Below are 17595 nucleotides of genomic sequence, written 5' to 3' on the forward strand. Positions count from 1 at the left end.
ATATCATTTCAGGATTTTCGCAAAGCACACCGCCTCTTTGCGATTAATGTAGGGTCCATAATTATCAATCCGTTCATAACCCTTTCTCAGATAAAAATTTACAGCCTTATGGTTAACAGAACGCGTTTCAAGCCAGATTTGGCTATAACCCACACTAAGGGCAGCGTTTTCCAGGAAAGTGAGCAAAGCACCACCAATAGCCGGGGAACTACGATCTGAGAACATCCTTTTGAGTTCGGCAATATTTCCGGTTAACGGTCTGATTGCGCCACACCCTACTGCTCTGCCCTTGTCGTTTCTGGCAATTACCCAAAGCGATCTCATATCATTCAAAGAGTCCATGGTGAAGTTACTGTTGCCGCCATCACCAGTAATCGCCGCAAGCTTAGCTGACAGTTTACTTACCAGAAGTTGTGACTCTGCTGAGCGAGGATCTGCTTTTTCGACCGTTATCATGCTGATACCCTTTTTGATGATTACAGTCAGGATAAAAGGAGATGAACCCAAATGCATCACGGTCATTTTCCGCCAATCCCGATACCGACCACAACATCAACCAACCCCGCACTTCGCATCTATAATTCAGTGTCCCAGGCCCATGCGCGCGATCCGGCCACCAGCTCTCTCATCGTATGGGTGTCTGAAAATCGTGGTGTCAGCGATACCTCGATTTTCAATGCCATGATGAAGCCCGCCGGATTTAACAAGCTCATCATTTACAGAATTAAGGAAGCCACATGATCTTATCACTCGAAAATCAGGTTGCACTGGTTACCGGCGCTAGCTCAGGTCTCGGCTATGCCTGCGCAGAAGCACTTGCCAAAGCAGGTGCCGGTGTGGTGGTTAACTACCATAGCCAGGCGGAACCTGCCGAAGAGCTGGTTGAAAAAATCCGTGCAGACGGTGGACGCGCCATTGCAGTAAAGGGAGACGTATCAAAAGAGGCTGATGTAGAAAATCTCTTTGCCCAGACGATTGCTGAATTCGGCAGGCTGGATATCCTGGTGGCTAACTCAGGGCTGCAGAAAGATGCGCCTTCCATTGAGATGTCGCTTGCAGACTGGAATACCGTTCTGGACGTGAACCTGACCGGGCAGTTCCTTTGCGCACGGGCTGCGCTGCGTCAGTTTCGTGACCAGGAGCACCGCCCGGAGATCAGTCGGGCTGTAGGTAAGATCATTCATATGAGCTCGGTTCATCAGCTCATTCCCTGGGCCGGACATGTTAATTACGCCGCCTCAAAAGGCGGAGTTGATTTGCTGATGAAAAGCCTGGCACAGGAAGTAGGCGAAGATCGCATACGCGTAAACTCAGTCGCACCCGGCGCTATCGCGACTGCCATTAACGAAGAAGCGACCCAGGGCGAAGCGGGTAAAGCGTTGTTAAAACTTATCCCTTATGGGCGTATCGGTGAGGCGGAAGATGTGGCGAATGCAGTGGTCTGGCTGGCCAGTGATCTTTCCGACTATGTTCATGGCACTACACTGTTTATCGATGGTGGGATGAGTCTTTATCCCGGATTTCGCGATAATGGTTAAGTGATGTGTCTGGAATGATATTAACTACCTGGCGGTAAGAGTGCTGCTCTTCCCGCCAGGTGCATTCAGCGATTGCTCGCGCCGCAGATATCGAACCAGACACTCAATCTCGTGATCCAACGCCGTTATCCGCACTGTGCTAATGTTGACGGACAACAGGTTCCGCTCTGAGGATTGCATCATGTCTCCCTTTTATCAACTCTCTGCCACCAGCCTGAATGGTCAGCCAATCCCGATGGCCGACTATGCTGGCAAGGTGGTTCTGGTGGTGAATACCGCCAGTCATTGTGGATTCACGCCACAATATGCAGGGCTTGAAACACTCTACAAAAAGTATGCCGCTCAGGGCCTGGTGATACTCGGTTTTCCCTGTAACCAGTTCGGTAAACAGGAACCGGGTAGTGCCGATGACATCGCGCAGACATGCCACATCAACTATGGTGTGAGTTTTCCTATGTCAGGAAAAGTAGACGTTAACGGCACCGGAACGCACCCGATTTTCCGTTACCTGAAAGAAGAATTACCCGGCGTGCTGGGTGGCCGTATTAAATGGAACTTCACTAAGTTCCTGATTGGGCGTGATGGCAAACCCATCAAACGATTTGCCCCGACCACTACGCCGGAAAAAATGGAAGCTGCCATTCTGGCTGCACTTTAAGAGGGTGAGAGTGGGGATGGGCCATTAATGTAGAAGATGAAATTAACGATGTTCAGAGCCCGACATTTATTATTCTTTGTGCTCTTGTCAATTTGGAACTTATCTGCCGATATCAGCGAATACTCAGCCTTTACTCGCTTCGCAACCTGATACCTGCGAAAGCTTCAATGGGCAAAGTGATTTTGCTGATGGTCAGAATGGCGTCACAGGCACGATAACCCGTGACGCTCTCAAGGGTATTTTATGCAATCATCCCGCCATCAATCACCAGCTCGGTGCCACTGATATAGCTGCTTTCATCTGAAGCCAGGAACAGTGCCGCAGCCGCCACCTCCTCAGGATTTCCCAGCCGCTTTGCCGGGATCCGGGCGGTCAGCGTCTGCCTGACTTCATCGCTGGCCCGGTCAAACATCGGGGTATTGGTCGGACCAGGACTCAGCGTGTTGACCCTGATGCCGCGCGGTGCCAGCTCACTATTCCAGGTGCGGGCATAAGACCGTACCGCGGCCTTGCTGGCGGAATAGCTGCCATAACCGGGATTCGCTATCGCGCCCGCAACGGAACCCACCAGCACGACACTGCTGCCCTCGCCCATCAGCCGCACTGCGTGCTGCACCGTCAGCACCATGGCTCGCACATTCAGATTAAAAGCGCGATCGATGTGTTCTTCCGTGGTCTCTTCCAGGCTGGCCGGTTCTGACACACCTGAAGCGTTGACGAGGATATCAAGGCGACCCGCTCTGGTGCCCAGGGTTTCGAACAGACGCGCAAGGTCATTTGAGCGGGTGATATCGCCCTGGATGGCCTCGACCTGACCGCCGATCAGTGCGACTGCCTCAGCCAGCTGCGCTTCCCGTCGGCCGATGATAAAAACGCGTGCACCTTCCTCTGCAAAACGGCGAGCGACAGCAAGACCGATACCGCTATTACCCCCGGTGACAAGGGCGATTTTTCCACTCAGTTTCATCATTGCGACTCCGGATAGAGGTTAGACACCTGATGGTATATTTATTATATTTAGTGTCAATTACGCACCTGATGTACACCAGATATCCTAAAGGAAACCTCATGGCAACTGATATTACCCAGCTACTGGCCGAGATCAACAGCACGCGCCCTGTCCTGGAACAGGTAGCGAATAAGTGGTCGGTCTTAATCCTGACTGTATTATGCTCTCAGCCCTCACGTTTTAATGCCATCAAACGCAGGCTCGACCCCATCACCCATAAATCTCTGACAGAGGCCTTACGCCGGCTGGAACGCAACGGACTGGTAAGCCGCCGTGTGATTGCTTCATCGCCAGTGGCGGTCGAATATGCGATTACGCCGCTGGGCCGGACATTGCAGGATCCTTTCGTCGCGCTGGTGAACTGGGCAAAGCAACATGGAGGTGCCATGGAGCAGGCGCAGGTGGATTATGATGAAGGGCGGGATAGCGAAGAATCTGCATGAACTTAGCCTGAGCGACGTTCCTGCATGTTGATAGCGTAGGGTGATGCGCAGATAAGTGCAGGATAACCACTTAAGGAGTGGAAGCGGAGACGCGCCATCATATACAACGGCTACTCCGCTGCTGGCTCAAAAAACTGATAAGAACCATCACGTCGTGCTTTAGCCTGATACATCGCCTTATCTGCATTCTCGAATAACATTTTAGCTGTTGCTGTCCCGAAGCGGGCAAGGCTGATACCAATCGCTGCGCCGATGCGTACATCCATGCTATTGATGGCGAAAGGTGCATGCAGACTGTCAATAATCCGCAGGGCAATAGCTGACGCGGCCTCGTGATTGCTGCATTTAGCAGCCACAACAAACTCATCACCACCCAGTCGGGCAACGGAGTCGCCCGGACGCATACAGTGCTGCAACCGTTCACTGACCTGCTGCAGCAGGGCATCGCCTGTTGCATGACCCATCAGATCGTTCACCGCCTTGAAGCCATTCAAATCGATAAACATCACTGTGGTGTAGGCCTGATCGTCTGCCTGCGCCAGCATGAATCCCACCTTCTCGTTAATCCAGGCACGATTGTGCAGCCCGGTCAGCGTGTCCAGGGTTGCCAGCCTCTCAAGATTACGCATCCGTTCTTTGTCCCGCGTGATGTCGCGCGACACCAGCACGGCACCAATATTTTTTCCTGAACTGGGATTGATGACGCCACAGGCTTTGGTACCCAGTGAGATGTAATGGCCGTCGCGATGCAGTTTACGCACCTCAACGACATCCGGCAGTACCCCGCCGCTGAAGATGCATCCCAGCGCTTCGGTAGCTAACTCGCGGTCATCGGGGTGCAGGAAATCCACGACCAGTTGCCCCACAACCTCTTCGGTTGTCCAGCCTATGATTTCGCTGTAAGAGGGAGAAATTGATACGTATCTGCCCTCCGCGTCGCAATGGGCGATCAGATCGGTACTGTTTTCAATCAGAAGACGATATTCCGCCGCCGTGCGCAGTGCATCTTCCAGCGCTTTACGCTGCCCGGTCACATCCAGAATAAAGCCGTTGTATTGCAGATGGGAGGTGCCAGGCTGGCAATCCGGCAGGCCGGAAACAAGAACCCGACGCGTCCTGCCATCCAGACAATGAATCGGCACTTCAATATGGAAAGGCCTCAGCAATTCCAGGGCTGCAGTCAGTTGCAGTGCGATCTTTGCATCGTCGTCAGCCTGCGCCAGTCTCAGCCATGAACTCAGCGTCACGCCTTTAAGCTCAGGTATCAGACCCGCAGGACTTTCCTGACTGGCGATGCAGATCCCCTGAGCATCCGTAGACCAAACAGCGGTAAAAGAAGGTTTGATCATTGGATTCATGGTGGCCGACTCCGACGTTGCTGACGATGTTAAATAAGTTCAATACACGTCGCTACAGACCTGATTATAACCGTTAATGCCTGCCTGTAGCTGAGGGAGGCTATGGATAAGGGTTCAGTATTGCGGGCCGTGATAAATGCTGGTGGAAACTGAGGCCTTACCGGCAGCAGTTTCTGAGGTGCCTTCTCCTGTGGCATTACGTAAAGCTGTCAGGTTGCAGTGTCAGAAGTATGAGTCTGTGTATATCGGCTCATCGGGACATAATCTTTAATCACGGCTTGTTGTCTGATGGCTGTGAACCCTGGAACCGGCAGAACATTGTTCCGACAGTAAATCCCTGCGGGTTTTGGGGCGTCACTCAGTCATGTCATTCCGGCTGGCTGAATGGCGGAGGGACTGATAGCCAGACTGACAAAGACTAAGCTGCTGACAATTAATTGCGCTTCACAATTTGTTAATTTTTTTACTCGCAGATAATGTGCTGTCAGAAAGAGCCATCTGAGCCATTCTGAAAAGCCCTTCAGGGCAGTGAGGATTTAACACCCCGCAAGACGTATAAAAAATCTTTTAATACAGAATCATAATAGCACCTGGCCTTTAAAAACTGCTTATCGTGGCGCATTTCCATCCTCAAGGCAGCAGTAAAAAGCCGGTCGAAAATTTCTCTCACCTCTTGTGCAGCTTAATCTTTCCTTAAGATTAATCCTATAACATCTCCGCTGTATTAGCCCATGCAGGGCTTATCCGGAGAATCACCCTATGCAAAATAACAACACAGCTTCTCACGCTCTGAGTAAAGTTCCGGCCGTTACCGCGGCTTTCTGGTTGACTAAAATCGCTGCAACCACCCTGGGTGAAACCGGCGGCGATGCGGTGACGATGTCGATGAATCTCGGTTACCTGACCGGAACACTGATTTTCGCCATCATCTTTCTGGTCGCTGTCGTAGTGCAGATCAATCGCACCAGCTTCAACAAATGGATCTACTGGTTCACCGTCGTGGCGACGACCACTGTCGGTACAACGATGGCGGACTTTGCCGATCGCTCACTGAACATGGGTTATCTGGGCGGTACGCTGCTGCTGAGCACTCTGCTGATCCTCTCTCTTTTTCTCTGGAAAATGACCTGTGGAACGGTCGCAGTGAGTTCGGTAAACAACGCTGTTACTGAGAGTTTTTACTGGGTCACCATTATGTTTTCTCAGACACTGGGAACAGCATTGGGTGACTGGACGGCAGACAGCGAAGGGCTGGGTTACGATGGCGGGATCCTGCTGTTTGTTGGCGCGCTGGCGATCATCTGGGCGGCAAGTCGCTTTACTTCCCTTTCACGCACCGCGCTGTTCTGGGCAGCCTTTATCCTGACCCGGCCACTGGGTGCCGTTGTCGGTGACTTCCTGGACAAACCCCTTGCTTCAGGCGGACTGGCGCTGAGTCGCTATGGCGCCTCGCTGACGCTGGCACTGATCATCATCGCTTTTCTGGTGGTGCTGCCACAGCGCGCGGCAATGAAGACCGCCCCCGCGAATTAAAAAGCACGACCGGAAGAATTAAAGGTAACGCTTCTTTTTAAACCTGGTCAGGGCCGCCAGTGATGGCGGCTATTTTTTATCTGATCTGTCATCGTCCGTGCAGGTTGTTAAATTCAGGCTGGCCGCTCCAGCGAGACGATAAGCCCTTCATGCGCAGCAGAGAGGACGGGCAGACTTTCTACTGGCTCCTGCATTTTCACCCGAAATGCTGTATTGCTGGCATCAAGAAAAACGGTTCTCAGATGCCGGTTGCAGATAAACCAGATTTCGTCACGGTCATTTGAAAGAATGTAGTAAGCATCTGAGGTTTCAGAGGGGTTAAAGCAGCCCAGTGCGCGATAAGCGGTCTGCGGGGTAAAGCCACTGGAAAGCGGCAGCGGCCTGGGGCCATGCGCTAACTCTTCGATCCTGAGGTAAAGTCCCTGTTCAAGCCACAGCATAGTGTCACATCCTGGATGTAGAGGAATCGGGCTGAGCATGCCGGCTGGCTTACAGGTAGTAAGAATGCCCGTTTACCGACCAGCTCAGGCAATGGGTAATTTTTCTGACATTCAGAAACGTTATCCTGATCTGAGCATAGCAGCGAGGTGTTGTTATGCTTTTTTATCTTTGCCTGGCTCCCCGCTACTCAAGCCGGCTGGCAATCAGCCGCAGTTGTTCCGCAATCTGCTTTAAATCACGCTGCTGCTGTCCGGCGATACCGGTCGAGCTGCGCACCACCAGCTTTGCCGGCAGAATCGAGGAGGAACGCTGCTCGTCCTGCTCACTGGCCAGCAACAGACGGGCAACCGCCTCTTTGCCCTGCAAATCGAGATCCAGCGACACCGTGGTCAGCGACGGATGGAAAAAGGCACTTTCATAAGTGTCATCGTAGCCAATCACCGAAATCTGCCCAGGCACGGCCACACCACGCTGATGCAGCGCACTCAGCACACCCAGCGCCATCTGATCGTTGCCCACCAGCAGTGCACTGAACTCTGGCGCTTCACGCAGCAGTTGCAGCACGCCATTGTAACCACTCTGCGCATCCCAGTTACCGTGGCTGATGCTGACCGGCCTCAGACGGTAGCTTTCCAGCGTGTCGAGCCAGCTCTTTAACCGCAGATTGGCGGAGACCGACTGCTCAGGACCCGCCAGCAGGGCAAACTCGCGATGCCCCTGCTCATAGAGGTATTTGACGCTGGCGCGGGTGCCGTCAGCCGGGTTAAACGAAACGTTAAACACTGCGCTGTAGGGATCAACATCAAGGAACAGACAGAGAATATCGTCGTTCTCCTGCACGACCTGCTCAGCAGCGCTGCTCTCCAGCGGGACATTGATGATCACTTTATCCACCCGCTGAGATTTAAGTTCATTGATGCAATCCTGCAGACTTTGATTGACGTTCTCATCAATCATGGCGATCAGCACCTGGTAGTCCGCAGCATTCGCATAACGTTTAACCGCAGCGGCCACCTGTGAGGGCGCATGCAACGCCAGCGAAGTCGTTACCAGACCCAGAGTTGTACTCTGCTTGCCCACCAGCTGCTGAGCCAGGCGGTTGGGTACGTAGCGCAGGGTTTCAATTGCGTGTTCCACCTTGCGCCGCGTTGACTCCGAGACGTTTGCCGACTTATTCAGAACCCTTGATACCGTCTGATACGACACGCCAGCATGACGGGCGACATCCTCTAAGGTGGCATTTTTTGATTTCATAATTCGCATCCCTGATTACCGATGGCGGAATGTTATCACAGCCCTGATGTCAGCCAGACTACCGCAGTCACATTGCGCGAATAAAAAATAAAAGTAATACCTTCACATCGTAAAATTTGGTGATCTGATTCACTAATCGTTACAGATTCCGCCACTTTATTTGCAGTAAATCACACATTATCGCGATTTTGTTTGTCACTCATCTGACAAAAAGCGTTTACTGCCGCTGTCATGTGAACGTATTACAAATAAAAACTGAGGATAACATGGAAACAAGGTTACGAACTGCTGCTGTGGCGCTTGCTGCGGCCCTGACCTCCCCGACGCTCTATGCCGCCATTGACAACATCGATTTCCATGGCTATCTGCGTGGTGGCGTTGGCGTATCACAGGATGGCGGTATTGAAGAGTATCAAAAGAACAAGGTTGGCCGTCTCGGCAATGAAGCCGACACTTATGGCGAGGTTGAGCTGGGCAGCGAAGTCTACAAAAAGGATGACGTCAGTTTTTACGTCGACACCATGGTCAGTATGTTCTCCGACGGCTCAAACGATAACGAAACTACCTTCGGCGACGATGCGCAATTTGGCCTGCGTCAGCTCAACCTGCAGATCAAAGGACTGGTGCCGGGTGATAAAGATGCGGTGATCTGGGGCGGTAAACGCTACTACCAGCGTCACGATCTGCACATCATTGATACCAAGTACTGGAACATCTCGGGTTCAGGTGCCGGTATCGAAAACTACACGCTGGGTCCGGGCGCGATCTCCTTTGCCTGGATTCGTGGCGATGCGAATGACGTGGATTACCGCGTCGATGGCGACAACGACGTCAACATCAACTACCTCGATCTTCGCTATGCCGGCTGGAAACCCTGGAACGGCGCCTGGACCGAATTTGGTATTGATTACGCCATGCCAAACACCACCAACAAACAGAAAGAATATGGTGGCCTGTATGACGCAGATAACGGCGTCATGCTCACCAGTGAAATCAGTCAGGACATGTGGGGCGGCTACCAGAAGCTGGTGTTCCAGTACGCCAACAAAGGTCTGGCGCAGAACATGATTTCGCAGGGCGGCGGCTGGTATGACATGTGGAATGATACTCAAAACGCCACCGGCTACCGCGTGATTAACACCGGTCTGCTTCCGATCACCGACAAGTTCTCACTGAATCAGGTCTTTACCTGGGGATCGGCGGACGATGTCACCGCACAGACCCGCAAAAGTACCCTGCTGTCGCTGGTAGGGCGTGGTCAGTATCAGTTTACGCAGTATGTCCGCGGCATCGGTGAAGTCGGTAGCTTCTGGCAGAAAGATGAAAACAAAGTGGGCAGCGACTATAAAGCGGCAGGACAGAAATATACGCTGGCGCTGGGTCTGGCAGCCGGTCCCGAATTTATGTCTCGTCCGGAACTTCGACTGTTTGCCTCTTACCTGAATGACTCAGAGGATGGACACAGCTTCAAAGACAACACCAGTAATAACACCTGGAACTTCGGCGTACAGGTTGAAGCCTGGTGGTAACCGCGCAATCTCCTCATTGTGATCATTATTGAGCTCTTATGCAGGGGCTTATTTGGATAACCGGCGACGGTTATCCATTTTTTTATTCATATTTCTCGGGCGTCTGTTACTCCGGTTTAAAGAAACGTTCTTCCAGCAGCTGACGCAGCTGGTCGGACTGCTTACCAAAGATCGCATGCACCTCATGCCCCAGAATCACCACGCCAATCGCCCCCGCCTTCTGCAATCCCGCCGTATCCACCGCTTTCAGCGATGTCACCTTCACCCGCAGCCGGGTTAAACAGGCATCCACCTGCTGAATATTGTCACGTCCGCCAAAACAGTTGACCAGACGCTCCAGTAGCGCGCTGTCTACCTCAAGCTCTTCCACCGTCAGCGGCTGCCGACTGAAATATTGCTTAAACGATTTGAGACTCAACATGTGGTTCTCCTTCAGATAATAAAAAGGCGGGCAACTGCCCGCCACTCACGAGTGATAAACGAAAACGCGGGGCAGAATGCCTGGGGCTGCTCACAGAATATACACGCTTCCTGCGCCTATCCTGCAATCAGCCTCTTAAAACCTGCTCTATATCAACAGTTATATGCAGACCTTCCAACAGACAGCTCCCAATCCATAAGCGATGGGGGCATATGCCTGTAGCAAAGCATCACACCGCCCGGATAAAAACGCCGGAAGCGTTTTTGAACAACGCGATGCGTTGGCCCGCTAACGGGCGCACCTCAGGGATGAGATGCGTAATTGCCCCTGCTGAGCGGACATGGATGCCGTCTTTAGCGTCTTTACGGAAGGCATATGCCCCCTGAGCCAGTGCTCAGACTGCCAGCAATCGCCAATGAATTAACTCCTGAGCCTGTACTCCCCCCCTACTCCATTGGCCCACTCAGAACCCGACATCCCCATGGCCCAAGCGTCAGCAATTCCCCCACACCCGAGCCATCAATCAAATCACTCACCCCGACAGGCAACGAGACCTGCTGCGTCTGACCGGTAAAGTTCTGCACAAACAGAAATGCCTGTTCACCATCAGTTCGCCGCTGAACGACAACGCCTGGCGGCAGCTCAGTCGCCAGCGCACGCGGTAACCCAAGCTGCTTAATGAGTGCACCATAAAAATCCCGATGGAACGGCAGATCATTACGTGACGCAATATACCAGGCTTTACCCTGACCAACCCGATTCACCGTCACCGCCGGGGTTCCGGCATAAAAATCACTCTCGTAACTGGCCAGCGCCGTGGCCCCTTCGAGATGAATATGCTCGCAAAGCTCCCGCGCCTGATATGGCCCGCTCAGACCCAGCTCATTGCCGCGCACCCCGCGCACGCCGTTAAACTCCTCATCGGTCAGACTATCGATCTCTTCTGACCAGATGCCGAGCAGCGGCCGCAACGGCCCAGGGAATCCTCCCAGATAACAGAGATCGCTCTCATTCACGATGCCGCTCCAGTAACTGGCCACGAAATGCCCGCCCCGCTCAACATGCTGCTCAACCCGCGCCGCAAAACCGTCGCGTACCATATACAGCATTGGCGCTATCACCAGATCGTAACCGCTGAGATCGCTGTCGCCGTTAATCACATCTACCGCAACACCCTGCTCCCAGAACGCGCGGTAGTGCTCGTTTACCGTACGCTCATAGTGCAGACCAAGATTGCGTGGGCCCTGCGCGTTATCCATTGCCCAGCGACTCTCCCAGTCGAAAATAATCGCGACGCGCGCCTCAACCCGACTGCCCATTACCGGCGTCATGGCCGCCAGCATCCGGCCCAGCTCACTCACTTCACGCCCTGTTCGCGTATCAATATGGCCGACATGATCAACCACCGCGCCGTGAAACTTCTCGACCGATCCCCGACTCTTGCGCCACTGAAAATATTGCACCGCGTCCGCACCATGCGCCACTGCCTGCAGCGAAGAGAGAATATGCATCCCCGGCTTCTTCAGTTTACTGGTCGGCTGCCAGTTCGTTGAGCCAGGCGTCGACTCCATCAACACGAAAGGCTTGCCCTGCTTCAGTGTGCGCATCAAATCGTGGTACATCGCGGTATAACAGGCGAGCGTGGTCTCATCCTTCTCGTTATGCCACATCGGGTAGCTATCCCAGGAGATAAAATCGAGCGCCGGTGCCAGCTTCCAGTAATCGTAGTCGTAGAAATATTCCATGAAATTAGTGGTCGCGGGCAGATCGGGATTGGCCTGCTTCAGCGGCTTAATCTCCTCCCGACAGAAGTCAGTCACCTGATCGGTCATAAATCGCCGCCAGTCCAGATTCAGACCATGAATCGACATCTCGCCCTGCGGCGCAGGCGACACAATCTGTGACCAGTCTGTGTAGGTATGACTCCAGAAGTCACTCCACCAGGCGAGATTCAGCTTCTCCAGCGTCTCATAACGACGCTGCAGCCAGCCGCGAAAGGCCTGCTGACAGCGATCGCAATGACACTCGCCCCCATACTCATTAGAGATATGCCAGCCGACCACCGCCGGATGATGCGCGTAACGCGCGGCCAGGCGGCTATTCATCGCCTGCACTTTCTGGCGATAAACCGGCGAGGTCATACAGTGGTTATGACGGCCACCGTGCAGGGCAGGTACGCGATCGCGCCCCACGCGCAACACCTCAGGATACGCCTGCGACATCCAGGCCGGCCTGGCCCCGCTCGGTGTGGCGAGAAACACGGAAATCCCCTGCAGCCAGAGCGTATCGATCACCTCATCCAGCCAGCCAAACTCATAGCGCCCCTCTTCCGGCTCCAGCTTCGCCCAGCTGAAAATACCCACCGACATCACGTTGCAGTTCGCCTGCTTCATCATCGCGACGTCGTCATCAATAATGCCCGGCTGGTGCGCCCACTGTTCCGGATTGTAGTCAGCACCATGCAGCAGCCGGTTAACCCGGGCGCTCAGCGGGGGAAATTTATTCATACCTGGTCCTCAGAGGAAGAGATCAGCGTTAGTGCTGATAGTTAATGAAAAACCTGTAGCGAAGGCAGCGCCTTGCCGTGACAGTCAAACAGTGCCTGGTTCTCTCGGGCGTTACCCTGTTTCCATTCGTCGTGGATATATTTCATGCCGACGGGCGTAGCCCAGGTATTGCCGGGCGCGGGGATCCACGCCGGTTCCCAGTAGACCACACCCTTGCCGCGATGGTCCGGCACTGCCAGCACCGCTTTAATCAGGTCATGCAGATAGGCCGCCTGCCCCGCGACCGTGCCGGGATAGCCGCCTGCCTGCTCCTCTTTTGCCTGGAAACTGTTCTCAGCGTTGTCGCAGTTTTCCAGCGTGTAGCCATAGGCGGCTTCCACCACCATCACGTCTTTGTCATAGCGCCGGGAGATATCATCCATGTTGGCTTTCAGAGCGCTAATCGGGCCGTTCCAGTAGGTGTACATCGACAGACCGATCACATCGAACGGCACATCACGCTTAACGATTTCATCGAACCACCAGCGGAAGGTATCGTTTTTAGTACCCTCGGCCAGATGCAGCATGATCTTCACCTGATGCGGATCGCTGAGGTTCTCGCGCACCCCGCTGATGCCCGCCTTCAGCAGGCCGGCCAGCCGATCAAACTCGCCGCCGTTCTGGCCCCAGCTCTTGCCTTCCGGCCAGAGCATGCCGCCGTTAAGCTCGTTGCCAATCTGCACGATATCCGGCATGACGCCATCTGCTTTAAAGCGGGCGATGGTGTCGCGGGTGTAGTCATGCACCTGCGTTTCCAGCTGCGAAAAGGTCAGTGACTGCCAGGCTTTGGGCTTGAACTGCTTGCCCGGATCGGTCCAGAAGTCGCTGTAGTGAATATCCAGCAGCAGCTTCAGGCCCGCTGCTTTAACCCGCTTCGCCAGCGCCAGCGTAGTCGCCAGCTCGTTGCCGCCACCACCGTAGGTGTGACCGCTGCCGTCAGTGGGATCGACCCACAACCGCAGCCGGATAGTGTTGATGCCGCTGGCTTTCAGAATGGCGATAGCATCCTGCTGCTGGTTGTCCGCGTTGTAGAATTTCGCGCCCTGCTTCTCCAGCTCTGCCAGTGAAGAGATGTCCGCACCTTTGATAAAATCGGCGGGCCACGGCCCGGCAGAGCCGATGGCAGGCTTATCGGCGGCGAGCAGCGGCGTCGCCCAGGCCAGCGCCAGGGCGAGAATCAATGTTTTGGGCGTCATGATTTATCCTTTAGTACTGCCTGAAGCCAGGCCAGAGACGAAGTATTTTTGCAGAGCCAGATAGAACACGGCTACCGGCACAGCGATCAGCACGGCTCCGGCCGCATAGGTGGTGTAACTGGCACCCATTTTTTGCGACACCAGATTGTAGAGTCCAATCGGCAGCGTGAACTGTTCCGGCGTGCGCAGAATGGTGCTGGAGAGAATGAAATCGCCCAGCGGCCCCGTGAACGAGAACAGCGCAACGACCGCCAGAATCGGCTTCGACAGCGGCATGATGATCTCAACAAAGATGCGGAAGTTGCCCGCGCCATCCATGCGCGCTGACTCATCGAGATCTTTGGGTATCGAATCGAGATAGCCCTTCATCAGATACGTGTTCATCGGAATCATCCCGCCAACGTAGATCAGCACCAGCGCCAGGTGGCTGTTGATTAATCCCAGCAGCTGCGACAGGACGAAGATCGCGATCAGCGCTGAAAACTGCGGGATCATCTGCAGCAGCAGAAACAGCATCAGTCCATTCTGCCGTCCCTTAAACCGAAAACGGGAAAAAGCGTAAGCGGTACAGCTGACGCTGATTAATGTCAGCACCATGGTCAGGAAACTGATTTTCATCGAATTCCAGTACCAGGTCAGGTAAGGCACCGTGCCGTTAAACAGGTCGCGATAATGCTGAAGCGATGCATTCTCCGGAATGATCGAACTGCTGAGCAGGCTGTTACCTGCATTCAGTGATGCTCCTACCGTCCAGACCAGCGGATAGATAATGATGGCCGAGACGGCCAGCACCACCAGCCAGGTCAGCGACAGGCGTATCCACCTTTCGCGTTTAATACTGCCGGACTTCGCCATAACTGCTCCCTTACGCCATCTCATCTTGTTTAAACGACCGGGTCGCGCGGAACTGCCACAGCGCCAGACCTACCACGAAAATCGACAGCAGAATGGTAATCGTGGCGGCGATAGCATATTGCGACGACGACATGGTGAGCTTGTAGATCCACGACACCAGAATATCGGTGCCTCCGGCATTCGACCCCGCCACCGCCGGACCGCCGTTGTTAAACAGATAGATGATGTTGAAATTATTAAAGTTGAAGGTGTATTGCGTGATGATGATCGGCGCAATGGCGTAGAGCACCAGCGGCAGCGTGATGGTTTTCAGCCGCGTCCAGGCGCTGGCACCGTCCATGATCGCCGCCTCATAGAGATCGTCCGGGATCGCCTGCAGCACCCCGGTGGTCATCGCAAACACAAACGGGAAGCCGAGCCAGGTCTGCATCATAATCAGCGCGGTTTTGGTCCAGAATGGATCGGTCATCCAGGCTTTCGGTGCAATGCCAAAGAAGTCGAGAATTGCGTTGTTGATCACTCCAAAGCTGTCGTTGAACATCCCGGCGAAGACCAGAATGGTGACAAAACCCGGCACTGCCCACGGCAGGATAAAGATGGTGCGGATCAGCGGCTTAAAGCGCAGGTCCTTCTGATTGACCAGAATCGCCAGCATCACGCCGACGGTACACTGTAGTGTGGTCGCCAGCAGCGTCCAGACCACCGTCCACTGCAGCACATCGAAGAAGGTGGAACGCCAGATCGACAGCGTAAAAATGTTGATGAAGTTTTTGAATCCTACCCAGTCCACCAGCTTCGCCGGCGGCGTGTGATAGAGGTTGTAGTTTGTGAAGGCGATGGCAAAACCAAAAAGAATCGGAAACACCACCACGAAAACCAGCAGAATAAACCCCGGCGAAATCATCAGGTAGGGGAAGCCGTCGCGCAGCAGCAGCTGATACTGCTGACGCACGCTGTTAAGGGGTTGCCCCCTGTCGCGCTTAACGCCATTGACCCAGGCATCGCGCACCGACAATCCCCAGACCGCCACGCCAAAGGCGGCGATCAGCACGCTGATAATTCCCTCCGCCAGCAGGAAAATGGAGTTATCGCGCGGCACCGATTCACCCAGCGTGTATAGCCCCCAGAATCCTTCTCGCAGAAAATCGTGGAAGACGCCGGTAAAACTGCTGAGCAGAATCAGAAAGCACAAGCCTTTCGCCCACTGGCGGTGATAAAACTGGCCGAAGCCAGGCAGCAGTGCCAGCAACGCACCGGTCGTCGCATGACGACGCGGACGCTTAGCGGTCACCAGATGTTCATCGGAAGATATAGCCACACTCTGATCCTTATCCTGTACGGTTATCCCGTGAACCAGCATTACTGGTTGCTGGCCTGCATCGCTTCAATCTGCATGGTGATCTGTTTCACCGCGTTATCCAGCGCCGCTTTTGGCTCCTGCTTGCCGGAAACGCTCAGCTCCAGCGCCGCATTGGCCGGGCCCCACACTTCCTGCATCTCCGGCACACCCGGCATGGCTGAGGCTCGCGCCGCCTGCACCGCAACCGCGTTGGCTTTCTCATCATCTTTGATAATCGGATCGTTCATCAGCGCAGTAACCGGTGGGATCTCCTGAGTCTTCTGATAGCGCTCTTTCACATACTGCGGCTGGTTGATAAAGGTCAGGAACTTCTGCGCCAGCGCCTGATCTTTACTCCATGTCGACACCACATAGCCTTTCACGCCCAGGAAAGAGCTCATCGGTTTGCCGTTAGGCAGCAATGGCAGGGGTGCCACGCCGTAGTTGATCCCGGCAGCCTGATAAGGCTGGAACGCCCATGGCCCGTTGATCACCGCCGCCGCTTTCTTCTCGGTAAACAGCGAGTCGATGGCATTCAGGCCGTTGTCGCCCATGATGCCGCCAGGCAACAATCCTTCGCTGAAGAAGCGCCTGAGATAGGTCACCGCTTCCACGCTACCAGGGGTGTTCAGCCCGATATCGTTGGTGTTAATCACACCTTTTGCGTCTTTACCAAAAATGTAAGACCCCGTTGGTGCCATCACGCCCCAGCTGTAGTAAATCTGGTCAAACTTCGCCAGCAGGCCATACTGTTTTGCCTCGCGCTGCTTCTGCGAGAACGCGCGATACTCATCCAGCGTTTTCAGCGGCGCGGGCAGCAGATCTTTGTTGTAGATCAGCACCAGGGTTTCAACCGCCTTAGGCACGCCGTAGACCACGTTATTCTGTGTGAACGCGGCCATTGCCGAAGGCGTATAAGCGCTCTGCTCTGCCGCATCGATTTTCAGCGGAGCCAGCAAGCCCTGCACTACCGCGCTGCCGAGCTGGTCGTTTGGGATCACCAGCACATCCGGGCCAATTCCGGCCGGGCCATCCAGACGCAGCTTTTCAATCTGCTGCGCAAACGGCATCTCCTGCACTTTTACGTCAATGCCGAACTGTTTCTGAAAATCGGCGATCGCCGTTTTGATGCCGTCCGATTTCTTAATGTCTTCCCAGACGGTGAGTTGCTGAGCGGCCCAGACGGATTGATTAAGCATCAATGCTGAGAGGAGTAGCGTAACGCTGATTTTGATTTTCATTACCGGCCTCGTGTGAAGGTATGACATTTTTAGCTGCCATTTGCTGATGTTCTTTTTATAAACACATGCTGATTGTGCATATGAAGTATGAGTAACGTATCGCATTTGAGTCATACGCTACGCGGAATAGGTGCTGCGCTCCAGCCCGTTTGCACCAATGTGTGATCGGTATTACAGAAATCAAAAACAGCGATAGGGCGTGCCCGGACGGAACGTTATAGTCAATGCAGGCAC

At 54.1% G+C, this 17595-nt stretch carries 17 protein-coding genes; 6 read left to right on the forward strand and 11 right to left on the reverse strand.

The features are described from left to right. Positions 1-3: 3 nt before the first annotated feature. Positions 4-513 carry a GNAT family N-acetyltransferase gene (locus NIM72_RS00400; protein ID WP_253418313.1) on the reverse strand — a complete coding sequence of 170 codons (510 nt, stop codon included), beginning with the start codon at positions 511-513 and terminating at the stop codon, positions 4-6. On the opposite strand from NIM72_RS00400, the gene NIM72_RS00405 reads away from it, so the two are divergent. The 3 genes from NIM72_RS00405 to NIM72_RS00415 all read left to right on the forward strand — a co-directional run bounded on the left by NIM72_RS00405 (position 508) and on the right by NIM72_RS00415 (position 2196). Continuing rightward, the gene (locus NIM72_RS00405; RefSeq protein WP_253417782.1) at positions 508-741 is read left to right on the forward strand and encodes a hypothetical protein; all 234 of its coding nucleotides are present in this window, start codon (positions 508-510) and stop codon (positions 739-741) included. The two genes, NIM72_RS00400 and NIM72_RS00405, sit on opposite strands and share 6 nt — an antisense overlap. Further along, positions 738-1538 (forward strand): SDR family oxidoreductase, encoded by an 801-nt coding sequence (locus NIM72_RS00410; protein WP_253417790.1) that lies wholly within the window; start codon positions 738-740, stop codon positions 1536-1538. The genes NIM72_RS00405 and NIM72_RS00410 overlap by 4 nt, the downstream gene beginning before the upstream one ends. Positions 1539-1719: 181 nt before the next feature. Further along, positions 1720-2196 (forward strand): glutathione peroxidase, encoded by a 477-nt coding sequence (locus tag NIM72_RS00415; protein ID WP_161736126.1) that lies wholly within the window; start codon positions 1720-1722, stop codon positions 2194-2196. Positions 2197-2437: 241 nt separating this feature from the next. On the opposite strand, the gene NIM72_RS00420 is transcribed toward NIM72_RS00415, so the two are convergent. Continuing rightward, on the reverse strand, positions 2438-3166 hold the full coding sequence (locus NIM72_RS00420; protein ID WP_222925554.1) for an SDR family NAD(P)-dependent oxidoreductase: 729 nt from the start codon (positions 3164-3166) through the stop codon (positions 2438-2440). 98 nt (positions 3167-3264) lie between these two features. On the opposite strand from NIM72_RS00420, the gene NIM72_RS00425 reads away from it, so the two are divergent. Beyond that, positions 3265-3648 carry a helix-turn-helix domain-containing protein gene (locus NIM72_RS00425; protein ID WP_222925553.1) on the forward strand — a complete coding sequence of 128 codons (384 nt, stop codon included), beginning with the start codon at positions 3265-3267 and terminating at the stop codon, positions 3646-3648. A gap of 110 nt (positions 3649-3758) precedes the next feature. Here the strand turns inward: NIM72_RS00425 and NIM72_RS00430 are convergent, their stop codons facing one another. Further along, complete coding sequence (locus NIM72_RS00430) at positions 3759-5006, reverse strand: sensor domain-containing diguanylate cyclase (RefSeq protein WP_161736917.1); 1248 nt, start codon at positions 5004-5006, stop codon at positions 3759-3761. Positions 5007-5765: 759 nt separating this feature from the next. On the opposite strand from NIM72_RS00430, the gene NIM72_RS00435 reads away from it, so the two are divergent. Next, positions 5766-6539, forward strand: a complete 774-nt coding sequence (locus NIM72_RS00435) for a hypothetical protein (protein WP_161736918.1) — start codon at positions 5766-5768, stop codon at positions 6537-6539. A 113-nt stretch (positions 6540-6652) separates the two neighbouring features. On the opposite strand, the gene NIM72_RS00440 is transcribed toward NIM72_RS00435, so the two are convergent. Together NIM72_RS00440 and NIM72_RS00445 are read right to left on the reverse strand one after the other, a co-directional pair. After that, on the reverse strand, positions 6653-6979 hold the full coding sequence (locus NIM72_RS00440) for a hypothetical protein (RefSeq protein ID WP_222925552.1): 327 nt from the start codon (positions 6977-6979) through the stop codon (positions 6653-6655). Between the two features lie 184 nt (positions 6980-7163). Continuing rightward, positions 7164-8234, reverse strand: a complete 1071-nt coding sequence (locus NIM72_RS00445; protein ID WP_161736920.1) for a LacI family DNA-binding transcriptional regulator — start codon at positions 8232-8234, stop codon at positions 7164-7166. Positions 8235-8500: 266 nt separating this feature from the next. On the opposite strand from NIM72_RS00445, the gene NIM72_RS00450 reads away from it, so the two are divergent. Beyond that, positions 8501-9763, forward strand: coding sequence for a maltoporin (locus NIM72_RS00450; protein WP_253417792.1), 1263 nt, complete (start codon positions 8501-8503; stop codon positions 9761-9763). A gap of 106 nt (positions 9764-9869) precedes the next feature. On the opposite strand, the gene NIM72_RS00455 is transcribed toward NIM72_RS00450, so the two are convergent. From NIM72_RS00455 to NIM72_RS00480, 6 genes are all read right to left on the reverse strand, one after another. Then, complete coding sequence (locus tag NIM72_RS00455; RefSeq protein WP_150015418.1) at positions 9870-10184, reverse strand: glucose PTS transporter subunit EIIB; 315 nt, start codon at positions 10182-10184, stop codon at positions 9870-9872. 446 nt (positions 10185-10630) lie between these two features. Next, positions 10631-12691 carry a beta-galactosidase gene (locus NIM72_RS00460; RefSeq protein ID WP_253417794.1) on the reverse strand — a complete coding sequence of 687 codons (2061 nt, stop codon included), beginning with the start codon at positions 12689-12691 and terminating at the stop codon, positions 10631-10633. A gap of 41 nt (positions 12692-12732) precedes the next feature. Next, positions 12733-13926 (reverse strand): glycosyl hydrolase 53 family protein, encoded by a 1194-nt coding sequence (locus tag NIM72_RS00465; RefSeq protein ID WP_253417796.1) that lies wholly within the window; start codon positions 13924-13926, stop codon positions 12733-12735. Positions 13927-13929: 3 nt separating this feature from the next. Further along, a complete protein-coding gene (locus NIM72_RS00470) occupies positions 13930-14781 on the reverse strand; it encodes a sugar ABC transporter permease (RefSeq protein ID WP_033786803.1) in 852 nt (283 codons plus the stop codon). Positions 14782-14791: 10 nt separating this feature from the next. After that, entirely contained in the window at positions 14792-16141 is a 1350-nt protein-coding gene (locus NIM72_RS00475; protein ID WP_202605113.1) for a carbohydrate ABC transporter permease, read from the reverse strand. Beyond that, positions 16141-17361 carry an extracellular solute-binding protein gene (locus NIM72_RS00480; RefSeq protein WP_222925548.1) on the reverse strand — a complete coding sequence of 407 codons (1221 nt, stop codon included), beginning with the start codon at positions 17359-17361 and terminating at the stop codon, positions 16141-16143. The genes NIM72_RS00475 and NIM72_RS00480 overlap by 1 nt, the downstream gene beginning before the upstream one ends. Between the last annotated feature and the right edge of the window lie 234 nt (positions 17362-17595).

The sequence above is a fragment of the Pantoea sp. B550 genome, assembly GCF_024158165.1.
GTDB lineage: Bacteria > Pseudomonadota > Gammaproteobacteria > Enterobacterales > Enterobacteriaceae > Pantoea > Pantoea alfalfae.

Excerpts from the sequence above, each read along its gene's own strand:
- NIM72_RS00405 (WP_253417782.1), top strand. The coding sequence starts at position 508 with ATGCATCACGGTCATTTTCCGCCAATCCCGATACCGACCACAACATCA.
- NIM72_RS00400 (WP_253418313.1), bottom strand. The coding sequence starts at position 513 with ATGCATTTGGGTTCATCTCCTTTTATCCTGACTGTAATCATCAAAAAG.
- NIM72_RS00410 (WP_253417790.1), top strand. The coding sequence starts at position 738 with ATGATCTTATCACTCGAAAATCAGGTTGCACTGGTTACCGGCGCTAGC.
- NIM72_RS00415 (WP_161736126.1), top strand. The coding sequence starts at position 1,720 with ATGTCTCCCTTTTATCAACTCTCTGCCACCAGCCTGAATGGTCAGCCA.
- NIM72_RS00420 (WP_222925554.1), bottom strand. The coding sequence starts at position 3,166 with ATGATGAAACTGAGTGGAAAAATCGCCCTTGTCACCGGGGGTAATAGC.
- NIM72_RS00425 (WP_222925553.1), top strand. The coding sequence starts at position 3,265 with ATGGCAACTGATATTACCCAGCTACTGGCCGAGATCAACAGCACGCGC.
- NIM72_RS00430 (WP_161736917.1), bottom strand. The coding sequence starts at position 5,006 with ATGAATCCAATGATCAAACCTTCTTTTACCGCTGTTTGGTCTACGGAT.
- NIM72_RS00435 (WP_161736918.1), top strand. The coding sequence starts at position 5,766 with ATGCAAAATAACAACACAGCTTCTCACGCTCTGAGTAAAGTTCCGGCC.
- NIM72_RS00440 (WP_222925552.1), bottom strand. The coding sequence starts at position 6,979 with ATGCTGTGGCTTGAACAGGGACTTTACCTCAGGATCGAAGAGTTAGCG.
- NIM72_RS00445 (WP_161736920.1), bottom strand. The coding sequence starts at position 8,234 with ATGAAATCAAAAAATGCCACCTTAGAGGATGTCGCCCGTCATGCTGGC.
- NIM72_RS00450 (WP_253417792.1), top strand. The coding sequence starts at position 8,501 with ATGGAAACAAGGTTACGAACTGCTGCTGTGGCGCTTGCTGCGGCCCTG.
- NIM72_RS00455 (WP_150015418.1), bottom strand. The coding sequence starts at position 10,184 with ATGTTGAGTCTCAAATCGTTTAAGCAATATTTCAGTCGGCAGCCGCTG.
- NIM72_RS00460 (WP_253417794.1), bottom strand. The coding sequence starts at position 12,691 with ATGAATAAATTTCCCCCGCTGAGCGCCCGGGTTAACCGGCTGCTGCAT.
- NIM72_RS00465 (WP_253417796.1), bottom strand. The coding sequence starts at position 13,926 with ATGACGCCCAAAACATTGATTCTCGCCCTGGCGCTGGCCTGGGCGACG.
- NIM72_RS00470 (WP_033786803.1), bottom strand. The coding sequence starts at position 14,781 with ATGGCGAAGTCCGGCAGTATTAAACGCGAAAGGTGGATACGCCTGTCG.
- NIM72_RS00475 (WP_202605113.1), bottom strand. The coding sequence starts at position 16,141 with ATGCTGGTTCACGGGATAACCGTACAGGATAAGGATCAGAGTGTGGCT.
- NIM72_RS00480 (WP_222925548.1), bottom strand. The coding sequence starts at position 17,361 with ATGAAAATCAAAATCAGCGTTACGCTACTCCTCTCAGCATTGATGCTT.